13 protein-coding genes are annotated in these 13,155 nt (G+C 66.9%); all 13 read left to right on the top strand.

The annotated features are described in order from the left end of the window. On the top strand, positions 1-527 hold a 527-nt coding region (locus DBR23_RS08785), incomplete at its 5' end, for a GntR family transcriptional regulator (RefSeq protein WP_146191289.1). Positions 528-574: 47 nt separating this feature from the next. Continuing rightward, complete coding sequence (locus tag DBR23_RS08790; RefSeq protein WP_108497987.1) at positions 575-1,777, top strand: ABC transporter substrate-binding protein; 1,203 nt, start codon at positions 575-577, stop codon at positions 1,775-1,777. Positions 1,778-1,873: 96 nt separating this feature from the next. Then, on the top strand, positions 1,874-2,746 hold the full coding sequence (locus DBR23_RS08795) for a branched-chain amino acid ABC transporter permease (RefSeq protein ID WP_108497988.1): 873 nt from the start codon (positions 1,874-1,876) through the stop codon (positions 2,744-2,746). Further along, positions 2,743-3,714, top strand: coding sequence for a branched-chain amino acid ABC transporter permease (locus tag DBR23_RS08800; RefSeq protein WP_108497989.1), 972 nt, complete (start codon positions 2,743-2,745; stop codon positions 3,712-3,714). The genes DBR23_RS08795 and DBR23_RS08800 overlap by 4 nt, the downstream gene beginning before the upstream one ends. Next, entirely contained in the window at positions 3,704-4,465 is a 762-nt protein-coding gene (locus DBR23_RS08805; protein WP_056744787.1) for an ABC transporter ATP-binding protein, read from the top strand. The genes DBR23_RS08800 and DBR23_RS08805 overlap by 11 nt, the downstream gene beginning before the upstream one ends. After that, a complete protein-coding gene (locus tag DBR23_RS08810) occupies positions 4,462-5,199 on the top strand; it encodes an ABC transporter ATP-binding protein (RefSeq protein WP_108497990.1) in 738 nt (245 codons plus the stop codon). Before DBR23_RS08805 ends, DBR23_RS08810 begins: the two co-directional genes overlap by 4 nt. An 84-nt stretch (positions 5,200-5,283) precedes the next feature. Then, a complete protein-coding gene (locus DBR23_RS08815) occupies positions 5,284-6,246 on the top strand; it encodes a tripartite tricarboxylate transporter substrate binding protein (protein WP_199227669.1) in 963 nt (320 codons plus the stop codon). Beyond that, positions 6,243-7,532 carry a 3-isopropylmalate dehydratase large subunit gene (locus tag DBR23_RS08820; RefSeq protein ID WP_108497991.1) on the top strand — a complete coding sequence of 430 codons (1,290 nt, stop codon included), beginning with the start codon at positions 6,243-6,245 and terminating at the stop codon, positions 7,530-7,532. The genes DBR23_RS08815 and DBR23_RS08820 overlap by 4 nt, the downstream gene beginning before the upstream one ends. Before the next feature lie 139 nt (positions 7,533-7,671). Continuing rightward, the gene (locus DBR23_RS08825) at positions 7,672-8,190 is read left to right on the top strand and encodes a 3-isopropylmalate dehydratase (protein WP_108497992.1); all 519 of its coding nucleotides are present in this window, start codon (positions 7,672-7,674) and stop codon (positions 8,188-8,190) included. Then, the gene (locus tag DBR23_RS08830; protein ID WP_199227670.1) at positions 8,183-9,898 is read left to right on the top strand and encodes a hydantoinase B/oxoprolinase family protein; all 1,716 of its coding nucleotides are present in this window, start codon (positions 8,183-8,185) and stop codon (positions 9,896-9,898) included. Before DBR23_RS08825 ends, DBR23_RS08830 begins: the two co-directional genes overlap by 8 nt. Then, entirely contained in the window at positions 9,895-11,976 is a 2,082-nt protein-coding gene (locus DBR23_RS08835; protein WP_108497993.1) for a hydantoinase/oxoprolinase family protein, read from the top strand. The genes DBR23_RS08830 and DBR23_RS08835 overlap by 4 nt, the downstream gene beginning before the upstream one ends. Then, the gene (locus DBR23_RS08840) at positions 11,973-12,608 is read left to right on the top strand and encodes a cysteine hydrolase family protein (RefSeq protein ID WP_108497994.1); all 636 of its coding nucleotides are present in this window, start codon (positions 11,973-11,975) and stop codon (positions 12,606-12,608) included. Before DBR23_RS08835 ends, DBR23_RS08840 begins: the two co-directional genes overlap by 4 nt. Positions 12,609-12,616: 8 nt before the next feature. Continuing rightward, positions 12,617-13,155 (top strand): FAD-dependent oxidoreductase (locus DBR23_RS30415; protein ID WP_233250351.1); only part of this gene is annotated, 539 nt, incomplete at its 3' end.

Here is a 13,155-nt window from a genome sequence, read left to right on the forward strand (position 1 = left end):
TCACCGGCCTGCTGGAGAACCTGGTCAGCATGGGCCTGCGCACCTCCGTCAAGGTGCTGGATGTGGATACGGTCACAGCATCGCGTGCCGTGGCCGGTGCACTGAATATTGCAGTGGGCGACGCCGTGCAAAAGGCGGTCCGGGTGCGGAGCACCAAAGAGGGGCCGCTGTCGCACATCACCACCTATGTGCCCGCCGACATTGCCCGCCAGTTCGGACGGCGCGAGCTGGCGCGCAAGCCCATCCTGGTGCTGCTCGAAGAGTCGGGCGTCAACGTGGGCCGCGCGCACCAAACCATCTCGGCCAAGCTGGCTGACGCTGTCGTGGCCCGCCACCTGGATGTCTCGGTGGGCTCGGCACTGCTGGCTGTGCGCCGTCTCATCTATGACGACCAGGAGCGCCCCGTGCAGTGGCTGCACGGCCTGTACCGGCCGGACCGCTACGAATACGAAATGCAGTTGTCCCGTGTGGGCAGCATCGACGCCAAGGTCTGGGTCAGCAAAGAGCTGTCGGCCCAGTTCCACTGAATCCGTTCCTCCAACCTCAACCCGACCCACCTGCCAGGAGAATGCCCATGAGTACTCGCCGCCATTTCATGTCCCAGTCGGCTGCCGCCGCGTCGGCGCTGGCCTTCCCACTGGTGGGCGGGGCGCAGGCCAAGTCCGTCAAGGTGGGGGTGCTGCACCCGGTGACCGGCGCACTGGCCTATTCGGGCCAGCAATGCCGCGAAGGCGCGATGATGGCCATTGAAGACATCAACAAGGCTGGTGGCATCAAGTCTCTGGGCGGCGCCAAGCTCGAAGCCCTGCTGGGCGATGCGCAGTCACAGCCTCAGGCCGGTGCCGCCGAGGTAGAGAAGATGAATGAAGCGGGCGTGTCCGCCGTGGTGGGGGCGTTTGCCTCGGCCATCTGCCTGGCCACTACGCAGGCCGCCGCCAAGTACAACCTGCCGCACATCGTGGATGTGGGCGTGGCCGATCAGATTGTGGAGCGCGGCCTCAAGAACACCTTCCGCTTTGGCCCCGGCTACAAGAAATGCGCCGAGACCGCCGTGGCCAACCTGCATGTGCTGAACACGGCGGCAGGCAAGCCCGCCAAAACAGTGATGATCATCCATGAAGAATCGCTGTTTGGCACCGGCACTGCGCAGCTGCTGGCGCGGGAGCTGCCCGGCTACGGCTACGAGGTCAAGGAAGTCGTCAAGCACGCCAACCCCACGCGCGACTTCAACAACATCGTGCTGCGCATGAAGGCGATCAACCCCGACATCGTCATCCCCGCCAACTATTACAACGAGTACGCGCTGCTGGTGCGCACCATGCAGCAGCAAAAGGTCACGCCCAAGGCGATCTACTCGGTGTTGGGTGGGGCGGCGTCGAGCTACAAGTTCGTCAAGGAGTTTCCGGACGCTGCCAACGGCATCATCGACTGCAACCACTGGTTCAACCCCAAGGACAAGCGCGCGCAGGACCTGAAGAAGCGGGTCGAGGCCAAGGGCCTGTTCTTCAGCTACGAGCTGTTCATGACCTACACCTCGATGTGGTTGCTGGCCGATGCGCTGGAGCGCGCCAAGTCAATGGACCGTGCTGCCCTCATCGACGCGCTGGAAAAGAGCACCTTTGCCGATCACATCATGCCGTACGGCCCGACCAAATTCGTCAATGGACAGAACCAGGGTGCCCAGCCGCTCATGACTCAGGTGCTGAACAAGGACATCAAGGTCATCATCCCGCGCGACTATCGCGAAGCGGACCCGCTCTTCCCGCTGAAGGCCTGACACCCACCACTTTTCGGCCCTGAATGCAGGGGCTGCGGGACGCTCCCACGCGGAGCGCCAGGCCGCGCCTTTGCCTGAACGCCGGACTCCACACCCATGTTCGAGCTCAGCATCCTCTTTCCCTCCCTCCTGAACGGCCTGACGACGGGCGCGGTCTATGCACTGATCGCGCTCGGGCTCACGCTGATCTACGGCGTGCTGCACATCATCAACTTCGCGCATGGCGCGTCGCTGATGCTGGCGCTGTACGCCGTGTACCTGCTCAAGCAGCACTTCGGGCTCGACCCCTACTTGGCGCTGCCCATCTTGGTGCCTGGCATGTTCGCCCTGGGCTATGGCCTGCAGCGCCTGGTGATCAACAGCGCCAGCCACGGCAAGGACGAGAACATCCTGCTGGTCACGCTGGGCATCTCCATCGTGATGGAGAACCTCGCCCTGCTGTTCTTCAAGTCCGACACGCGCACCATCGAAACGGCCTACACGCTGACCACCGTCGCTGTAGGCCCCGCCATGATTGCGCTTCCGAAGCTGGTGGCCTTTGCCGGGGCGCTGGTGGTGTCGGGCGTGTTGCTCTGGATCGTCGGCAAGACCGACCTGGGCCGCGCCATCCGTGCCGTGGCCAAGGAAAAGCATGGCGCCAAGCTCATGGGCATCAACGTGGACCACGTGTACGCGATGAGCTTTGGCATCGGCCTGGCTTGCCTGGGGGCGGCCGCGTGTTTTCTGCTACCGGCTTACTACGTGAATCCGCAGGTGGGCAGCGGCTTTGTGCTGGTGGCTTTCACCATCGTGGTGCTGGGCGGCATGGGCAGCTTTTCCGGCGCGCTGGTGGGAGGGCTGCTGATTGGGGTGGTGGAGTCGCTGGGCGGCCTGTATCTGGGCGAATCGCTGGGGCAGATCGGCATCTTTGCCATCTTCATCGCGGTGTTGCTGTTCCGCCCGCAGGGCTTGTTTGGAGCCAAGGCATGAAGCAACTCTGGACCATTGGAGTGTTCGCGGCCATCGTGGCGGCCTTGACGGGCGTGTCGGACTCCGGCGTGCTGCTCAACTTCGTGATGATGGCGCTCTACGCCGCCTTGCTGGCCCAGGCATGGAACATTCTGGGCGGCTTTGGCGGGCAGTTCTCGTTTGGCCATGCACTGTTCTTTGGCACTGGAGCGTACATCCAGGCCATTGCGCAGATGCAAGGCGGCATCAACCCCTGGGTGGCCTTGCCCATGGCCGTGGCGGGCAGTGCGCTGGTGGGGTTGTTCGTGGGCGGGCTGTCGTTCCGCTACGGGCTCAAGGGTTCGTACTTTGCGCTGGTCACACTGGCCTTTGCCGAGGTGTTCCGCATCCTGGCGCTGTCGGTGCCGTTCACCGGGGCGGGTGTGGGCCTGATGCTGCCGCTCAAGGAATCTCTGGGCAACATGCAGTTCGGATCGCGCAAGGGCTATGTGTTTCTGATCCTGGCGCTGGTCACGCTGGCGCTGCTGGTGAGCTGGTGGCTGAAGAACTCGCGCTTTGGTGCCTGGCTGCAGGCCGTGCGCGACAACGAAGACGCGGCGCGCGCCATTGGCGTGAATCCTTTCAACGTGAAGATGGGCGCCATCGCACTGTCGGGCGGTTTCATGGGCGCAGCCGGTGCGTTTTATGTGCAGGTGTTCCAGTACATCGACCCGGGCATTGCCTACGGCTCCGTCACGTCGGTGGAAGCCCTGGTGGCCGCCATCGTGGGCGGCATCGGCACCATTTGGGGGCCCGTGCTGGGCGCCCTGGTGCTGCACATCCTGGCCGACATCACGCGCAACCTGTTCGGGCAGCTGCCGGGCATCAACATGGTGATCTACGGCGTGGTGCTGGTGCTCATCGTGATGTTCCTGCCGCGTGGTATCGCAGGCATTGGGCAGTCGGTGGTGGCGGTGTGGAAACGTTCGGGAGGCCGCCATGGCCAATGACCTGTTGCAGCTCAGTGGCCTGAGCAAATCCTTCGGCGGCCTAAAAGCCGTGCAAAACGTGAGCCTGGCGGTGCCAGAAGGTTCGTTAACGGCGCTGATTGGCCCCAATGGCGCAGGCAAGACCACGCTGTTTGCCCTGATGTCGGGCTTTGTACGGCCCGACGCAGGCACGGTGCGCTTCGCAGGCCAGGACATCACCGCCCAGGCGCCCCATCTCAATGCCCGGCTGGGCATGACGCGCACCTTCCAGATCGTGCAGCCGTTTGCGGCACAAACCGTGCGTGAAAACATTGCCGTGGGCGCGCACCTGAAGGAGCCCAACCGCCGCGCGGCGCTGGCGCTGGCCAGCGACGTAGCGGCCCGCGTGGGCCTTTCGCCCCAGCTGGACAAGCCTGCAGCCGACCTCACAGTGGCGGGCCGCAAGCGGCTGGAGCTGGCGCGCGCGCTGGCGACACAACCGCGCCTGCTGCTGCTCGATGAAGTGCTGGCGGGCCTCAACCCCCAGGAGATTGCCGAGATGATTCCCGTGGTGCGCGGCATTGCCGATGGTGGCGTGACCGTGTTGATGATCGAGCACGTGATGCAGGCCGTGATGAACCTGGCCGAGCATGTGTGGGTGCTGGCGCAGGGCCAGTTGATTGCCGAGGGCAGCCCGGGCGTGGTGACGTCCGACGAGCGCGTGATCGAGGCCTACCTGGGCCACGGCACGGCGGCGCGCCTGCGTGCCGCTGCCGCGAAGGAGGCCGCATGAACAGCGCCGTCCCATCGTCCGCATCCAGCCCCTTGCTCAGCGTGGCGGGCTTGCGCGGCGGCTACGGCCGCGTCGAGGTCCTGCGGGGCGTGGACCTGCAGGTTCAGCCCGGCGAGACCGTGGCCCTGCTGGGCAGCAACGGCGCGGGCAAATCCACCTTCAACAACGTCGTGTGTGGCATTTACAAGGCCTGGGACGGTACTGTCGCTTTTGGCGGTGCGGACCTGAGCGGCGCACACTACACCGAGGTCGTCAAGGCCGGGCTGATCCAGGTACCCGAAGGGCGCAAGATTTTCCCGAACCTCAGCGTGCTCGAAAACCTCTCGCTGGGCAGCTTCACCCGCGCGCGGGAGCGCCGGGCCGACAACATCGACAAGGTGTTTGCCTCCTTTCCGCGCCTGAAGGAGCGCACCACCCAGCTCGCGGGCACCATGAGTGGCGGCGAGCAGCAGATGCTGGCCATTGGCCGGGGCCTGATGGCCGAACCCCGCCTCCTGATCCTGGATGAGCCATCTTTGGGCCTGTCGCCCCTGCTGGTCGAGGAGATGTTCGGCCTGATTCGCCAGCTGCGTGCCACCGGGCTGGCAGTGTTGCTGGTCGAGCAGAACGTGGGCCAGTCGCTGGAGATTGCGGACCGTGCCTACGTGATGGAAAACGGCAGCATCCGCTTTTCTGGCGCGCCCGACGAACTGCTGCGCAGCGACGACCTGCGCCGCGCCTATCTGGGCCTTTGAATCCCATGCTCCTCGCCCGTGCCATCCCGTTTGACCAAGGCACGGTGATGCCTGCGCTGTGACTGAAGAAGGAGACACCACACCATGATCCAACGCCGCAGAATCCTCCAAGCTCTTGCCCCTGTGCCGGCCGTGCTGATGGGCGGGCGGGCCTTTGCCCAGTCCACGCCCATCCGCATCCTGGTCGGCGCCCCGGCCGGCGGCTCCACCGACACCCTGGCGCGCACCCTGTCCATCGAAATGGGCCGCCTGCTGGGCCGCACCGTGATCGTCGAGAACCGGCCCGGTGCGGGCGGCAACATTGCCGCCGACGCGGTGGCCAAAGCCGCACCCGATGGCAACACGCTGCTCATGAGCTTCACCAGCCATGCCATCAACGCCAGCCTTTACCCCTCGCTGCCGTTCGACCCTGTCAAGGACTTCACCCCGCTGACCTGTGTGGCCACCTCGCCCTCGGTGCTGGTGGCCCACCCCACGCTGCCTGCCAAAGATGTGCGTGAGCTGATCGCACTGGCCAAGGCCAAGCCTGGCAAGCTCAACTTTGCGATTGGCGCGGTGGGTTCATCGCTGCATCTGGCGGGCGATGCCTTCAAGATGCAGTCGGGCGCCTACATCGTCAACATTCCGTACCGGGGCACTGCGCCAGCGTTGCAGGATGTGCTGGCCGGGCAGGTCGACCTGATGTTCGCCGCCGTGGGCAATGCACAGGCGCAGATCCGCGCGGGCAAGCTCAAGGCGTTGGGCGTGACCAGTGCCAAGCGCCTGCCCGCCTTTCCGGATGTGCCTGCGATTGCTGAGGTGCTGCCGGGCTACGAATCCAGCGCCTGGTTTGGCCTGTTTGGCCCGGGGCAGATGAACCCCGAGCTGGCCAAGCGCCTGAGCGATGCCGCACGCCAGGCCATTGCCACCCCCGACGTGAAAAAGCGCCTGGAGCTGGAGGGTGCCGTGCCCGTGGGCAACAGCCCGGACGAGTTTGCGCGCTTTGTGCAGGCTGAAATCCCGCGCTGGGCCAAGGTGGTGAAGTTTGCCGGAGCCAAACCCGAATGACCGCCACCCCTGATGTTGTGGCCAGCACCCTGGCCCAGAAGCTGGTGGCCCGCGCCAGCGGCCGCGCCAGCGTCACACCCGGTGAAATCGTGAACTGCCGGGTGGATCTCGCCATGTTCCACGACTCGTCCGGCCCCCGGCGCCTCAAGCCCATGCTCGACGAACTGGGCGCGCAGATCTGGGACAAATCGCGCGTGGTCCTTGTCATGGACCACTACCTGCCCGAGCGCGACGAAGAATCCCGCCGCATCGTGCGCATCGCCCGCGACTGGGCGCGCGAGCAGGCTTTGCCCCATGTGTATGACGGCCAGGGCATCTGCCATGTGGTGGTGCCCCAGCACGGACATATCCGCCCCGGCATGTTCTGCGTGGGCGGCGACTCGCATTCGCCCACAGGCGGTGCTTTTGGTGCCTACATGTTTGGCATCGGCAGCACCGAGATGTTGGGCGTGGTGGTGACCGGCGAAATCTGGCTGCGCGTGCCCCACACCCTGCAGATGCATTGGAGCGGACAGCTGGCCCAGGGCGTGACGGCCAAAGACATGATGCTGCACATGATTGGCCGTTTTGGTATGAACGGCGGGCAGTACCAGGCCGTGGAGTTTGCCGGCCCCGCGGTGCAGGCGCTGGGCATGCAGGAACGCATGACGCTCTCGAACATGAGCGCCGAGCTGGGCGCCCAGGCCGGGCTGATTGCCCCCGACGCCACCACACGCGAGTGGTTGCGGGCGGCGGGCGTGCCCGACGCAGACCTGCAGGGGCTGGATGCCTGGCGCACGGATGAAGGCGCAGCCCTCACGCGCCACACCTTCGACGCCACCACGCTCACGCCCCAGGTCGCCGCGCCGCACAGCCCGGCCAATGCCGCCCCCGTGGCACAGCACGCAGGGCAGGGCATCGACGTGGCATATATCGGCGCCTGCACGGGTGCCAAGCTGGACGACCTGCGCGCTGCCGCCTCGGTGCTGCGTGGCAAACGCGTGGCCCATGGAGTGCGCCTGATGGTGGCCCCTGCCAGCCAGCAGGATCAGGCCGCCGCACGCGACGAGGGCGTGCTGCAGGTGCTGCAGGACGCGGGGGCCGAACTGTTCCCTACCACTTGCGGTGCCTGCGCAGGCTATGGCGACACGGTGGGCGATAACACCACCGTCATCTCCAGCACCGCCCGCAACTTCAAGGGCCGCATGGGCTCGGCCACCGCGCAGGTGTATCTGGCGTCGCCGTACACCGTGGCGGCATCGGCCGTGCGCGGTTGCATCACCGACCCCCGCGAGGTACTCGCATGAGCATGATTCACCCCCTGAGTCGCTTCGCGCCTTCCCCCTCTCTCGCTGCGCGGGAGGGGGACGCCACCGGTGGCCTGGCAAAGCCAGTTCCACGGTGGCACTGGTCTGGGCCTTGCCGGTTTCATACACCGCGCGTTGGATGAACGACATGACGAATATTCACAGGGTATGGCGCCTTGGCGCTGACATCGACACGGATGTACTCGCCCCCGGCCATGCCATGAAGCACGGCCTGGACGTGCTGGCGCGCCACTGCCTCGAATCGGTGCGGCCCGACTTCGTGGGCGGCGTGCGCAAGGGCGACGTGATCGTGGCCGGGCCCAACTTCGGCATTGGCTCCTCGCGCGAGCAGGCGGCCGCCGTGCTGGTGAGGCTGGGCATTGTGGCGGTCATCGCGCCGTCGTTCAGCGGTCTCTACTTTCGCAACGCCTTCAACCTGGGCCTGCTGCTGTTGACCTGCGCCGAGGCCGATGCACTGGGTGCGCTGGGTGACGGCGATGCCGTCACGCTCGACTGGCAGGCGCCCGCCGTCATCACCCCCCAGGGCCGTGTGCTGGCCTGCGACCCGATTCCCCCGTTTCTCATGGACATGGTGCGCGCTGGCGGTCTGCTGAACCAGCTGCGCACCCGCTTTGGCAAGGAGGCCCTCAATGGCTGAACACAACACCACCACCGCACCGCCCGCTATGGACCCGGTCACCCTGGCCGTCTTGCGCGGCCGCCTGGAGCAGATCGCCGACGAGATGGATGCCACGCTGTACCGCAGCGCGTTCAACCCCATCATTGCCGAGGCGCACGATGCCTGCCACGGCCTGTACGACGCCGCCAGTGGCGACACGCTGGTGCAGGGCAAATCGGGCCTGCCCGTGTTTGTGGGGGCGATGGCTTTCGCCGTGCGCGCTGCCATGCGGGCAGCGGGCGAGCGCGGTGGCATCACGGCGGGCGACACCTGGTTGTTCAACGACCCCTACGAGGGTGGCACCCACGCCAACGACTTCAAGCTGGTGCGGCCCTTCTTTCGCGGCGGCAAGCTGTATTGCTTTCTGGCATCGGCCGCGCACTGGCACGACGTGGGCGGCAACGTGCCCGGCAACTACAACCCGGCGGCCACCGAGTGCTGGCAAGAGGCGGTGCAGATTCCCCCCGTGCGCATCGTGCGCGCGGGTGTCTTTGACGAAGACGTGCTGGCCATCCTGAAGGCCAACACCCGCCTGCCCGACAGCCTGTGGGGCGACCTCAACGGCCAGCTGGCCGCGCTGGACCTGGGCGAGCGCCGCCTGCACGACCTGCTGGACCATTATGGTGACGCCGTGGTGCACCAGGCCATGGGCGAGCTGCGCACGCGCGCCGTCAAGCTCATGCAGTCGCACATCGCGGCGCTGCCCGACGGGCGCTACAGCTTCAGCGACATCCTGGACAACGACGGCGTCAAGGACGAGGCGCTGACCATCGCCCTCGACATGACGGTGCAGGGCGAACGCTTGACGCTGGACTTCTCGCGCACCTCGCCGCAGTGCGCGGGGCCGGTCAACATCTCGCGCGCCACGGCCATTGCGGCGTGCTACGTGGCGCTCAAGCATTTGTTTCCCGATGTGCCTGCCAATGCCGGTGTGCTGGATGCGGTGGACTTTGTATTGCCCGAGGGCCTCGTGATCAGCGCCGCGCGGCCGCGCCCGGTGGGTGGCTACACCGAGACCATCCTGCGCATGATCGACGTGATCTTCAGCGCCACCGCGCAGGCCGACCCCAGGCGCGCCATGGCCCAGGCCTACGGCACCATCAACGCGCTGTCGATCGCGGGCCACCGCACCGATGCCGCGCGCAAGGGCCAGCGCTGGGTGATGTTCAGCTTTTTTGGCGGCGGCCACGGCGGGCACAGCGATGGCGATGGCCTGAGCCACGGCAACGCGCCCATCTCCACCGCCACCATCCCGCCGCTCGAAATTCTGGAGGCTGCGTACCCCGTGCGCTTCACGCAGTGGGCGTTACGGCCCGATTCGGGTGGCGACGGCCAGCACCGAGGCGGCCTGGGCGCCATCTATGAGATTGAGCTGCTGGAGCAAGACGCTGAGGTCTTCATCTTTGGCGAGCGTGGCAAGGCGTCTCCCCAAGGCATTTCGGGCGGTAGCGCCGGTTCCATGAACGTCTTCAGCTATGAAAACGATAGTGAATGGAAGCAGCCACCCATGCGCTCCAAGATGATTGGTATCCGCCTGAAGCAGGGCGAGCGCGTGCGCTTGGAGACCCCTGGCGGTGGTGGCTACGGTGCCCCGGCCGCGCGGGATGCGGCAGCGCGTGAGAAGGATCTGGCGATGGGCTATGTGAGCGTCCCTAACGCACTGAAAGCATTGAAAGGCAAGGCATGAGCAGCGGCAAGGTTTCGGACAAGGCTTTGAGCGAGGCGTCCTATGTGGTGGGCGTGGACGTGGGCGGCACCTTCACCGACCTGTTCGTGCTGGACGAGCGTGACGGCAGCGCCCGCATCGTCAAGGTGCCCAGCACCCGGGGCGAGGAGGCGCGCGGCTTCATGAATGGCGTGGCGCGTGTGGCCGACTCGGCCGGGCAGATCGCCACCATCGTGCACGGCACCACCGTAGGCACCAACGCGCTGCTGGAGCGCAAGGTAGCACGCACCGGCATCATCACCACCCGCGGCTTTCGGGACGTGCTGGAGATGCGCCGCCGCGACCGGCCGCAGACCTGGGGCCTGCGCGGCAGCTTCGAGCCCATCGTGCCGCGCAACCTGCGCCTGGAGGTGGACGAGCGCGTGCTGGCCGATGGCACGGTGCACACGCCCGTGGACATCGAGCAGGTCAAGGCCCAGGCGCGCGCGCTGCTGGAGGCGGGCTGCGAGGCTGTCTGCGTGTTCTTCATCAACACCTACGCCAACCCCGCCAACGAGCAGGCCGCCGTGGCCGCCGTGCGCAGCGTGTGGCCCAACCCGCATGTGACGGCCGCCAGCGAGGTGCTGCCCGAAATCCGCGAGTTCGAGCGCTGCTCCACGGCCACGCTCAACGCCGCCCTGCAGCCCGTGGTGGGCAGCTACCTGGAGCGGCTGGAGGGCGACCTGCGTACGCAGGGCTTTGGCGGCGAGCTGCTGATCGTGCAGAGCAACGGCGGCGTGATGTCGCGCCAGACGGCCTGCGATGTGCCTGTGCGCACCGCGCTCTCGGGCCCGGCGGCGGGCGTGATTGCCTGCGCGGCGATTGCGCGGGCGGCAGGCTTCCCCGATGTGATCACGGGCGACATGGGCGGTACCTCGTTCGACGTGTCCCTCGTTGCCAAGGGTGAGGCGGCGCTGGCCGCGCAGACCGCCATCGAATTTGGCATGGTGGTGCGCTCGCCGATGATCCAGATCGAGACCATTGGCGCAGGCGGCGGCTCGATTGCCTCGGTGGACGCCAGCGGCATGCTGCAGGTGGGCCCCGAGTCGGCTGGCAGCATCCCCGGCCCGGCCTGCTATGGCAGGGGCAACACGCGCCCCACGGTGACGGATGCCAATGTGCTGCTGGGCCGCATTGCCGCCGACCGGCCCCTGGGCGGAGGCCTGCTGGCCGCCATGGACGCGCAAAAGTCGCGCGACGCCATCGAGACCCATGTGGCCCAACCCTTGAGCCTGGATGTGATGGCAGCCGCCGAAGCCATCCTCACGGTGGCTAACGCCAAGATGGCGGGCGCTGTGCGCGTGGTGTCCATCGAGCGCGGGCACGACCCGCGCCAGTTTGCCTACATGCCCTTTGGCGGCGGCGCACTGCATGTGTGCGCCATGATGCGCGAGGTGGGCGTGGGCACGGGCATCGTGCCGCGCTACCCCGGCGTCACCTCCGCCCTGGGCTGTGTGATGGCTGACATGCGCCACGACGCGGTGCAGACGCTGAACAAACCCCTGGTCGACCTGGACGTGGCCGACCTGCGCCAGCGCGTGGCCACACTCGCAGCCACCTGCCAGCAGCGCCTGGATTCAGCGGGCGTGAAGTTTGTGGAAGTGCAGGAAATCATTGCGCTGGACATGCTCTACGCCGGGCAGACCCACACCGTGCAGGTGCCCGTGGCGGCTGATGCGCTGAGCCACGAAGGCATCCGCGCCGCGTTCGAGGCCGCCTACCGCGCCGCCTTTGGCCGCGTGCTCGAGGGCATTGCCGTACGGGTGATGAACCTGCGCTACGCCCGCGTGGGCGTGCGTCCCAAGTTCGACCTGACGGTGCTGGCACCGCAGACCACTACCGTGAACCCGTCGCTGGGCGTGCAGCGTGTGTTCCACGCCGGCCGCTGGTGGGACGCCGTGCGCCACGCACGGCTGGACCTGCCCGTTGGCACCCGCGTCGACGGCCCGGCCATCCTGGAGCAGCCCGACACCACGGTGTGGCTGGAGCCTGGCTTCAGCGCCACGGTGGACCCGCTGGGCAATCTGCTGGTGCGGGCCGACGGGGAGGGCGCAGCATGAGCCACGGCGCACCTAACCTGAGCATCAACCCGCGCCACACGGCGCTGGTCATCATCGACCTGCAAAACGACTTTTTGGCCCCGGACGGCGCCTACGCGCGCGGTGGCGCGGTGAGCGCTGCCGCCCAGGCCTTGCCACCCCGGGTGGCAGCGGTGGCCAAGGCACTCAAGGCGGCGGGCGGCATGGTGGTGGGCAGCCAGTTCACCCTGTGGCCCGATGCGCAGGGCGAACCCATGGTCTCGCCCCACCTCAAGGCTCTGCGCCCGTTTCTGCGGCGCGGCGACTTTGCGCCCGGCAGCACAGGCCAGGCCCATGTGGCCGAGATCGCACCGTGGGTGGACGTGTCGGTGTGCAAGGTGGCGTATTCGGCTTTCTTCAACACCCAGCTGGACTGGGTGCTGCGCCGCGCAGGCATCACCACCGTGGCCGTGTGCGGCATCGTCACCAACGGGGGCGTGGCCAGCACGGTGCGCGATGCACACATGCGCGACTACCAGACGCTGGTGCTGTCCGACGGCTGCGCGGCCTTCCAGCAGGCAGTGCACGACACCTCGGTGGCCGACATGGCCAACGTGGCCCAGGTGCTGACCTGCGCCGACTTTGTTGCCGCTGTGGCCGCCCCTTGCGCATGAATGCGCCCATGAGCACACCCCGCATCTGCCATGCCGAGCACATGCCCGGCACCGTGGCGCAGGACGCACATGTGCCAGTAATCATCGTGGGCGGCGGCGCCTGTGGCCTCACGGCGGCGCTGATGCTGCACGACGCCGGTGTGGACTGCGCGGTGCTGGAGCGCGATGCCACGCCGCTGGGCTCTTCGGCCTTGTCATCCGGCTTTATCCCCGCGCCCGGCACGCAGGCGCAGCGCGCGGCGGGCATTGATGACAGCCCGGAGCGGTTTGCCGCTGACATCAGCGCCAAGGCCAAGGGCAGGGCAGCGCCCCATTTGGTGCAGGCCTATGCCCAGGCCATCGGCCCGGCGCTCGATGCACTGCAAGCGCGCCATGGCCTGCAGTGGCAGGTGCTCGATGGATTTTTGTACCCCGGCCACAGCGTGCGCCGCATGCACGCCACGCCCGAGAAGACCGGCGTGGGCCTGATGGGCCGCCTGGCCAACGCGGTAACGGCGGCGGACATTCCGCTGATCACCGAAGCCGCCGTGCGCGAGCTGTGGGTCAA

The sequence above is a fragment of the Acidovorax sp. HMWF018 genome, assembly GCF_003061035.1.
Lineage (GTDB): Bacteria > Pseudomonadota > Gammaproteobacteria > Burkholderiales > Burkholderiaceae_C > Acidovorax > Acidovorax delafieldii.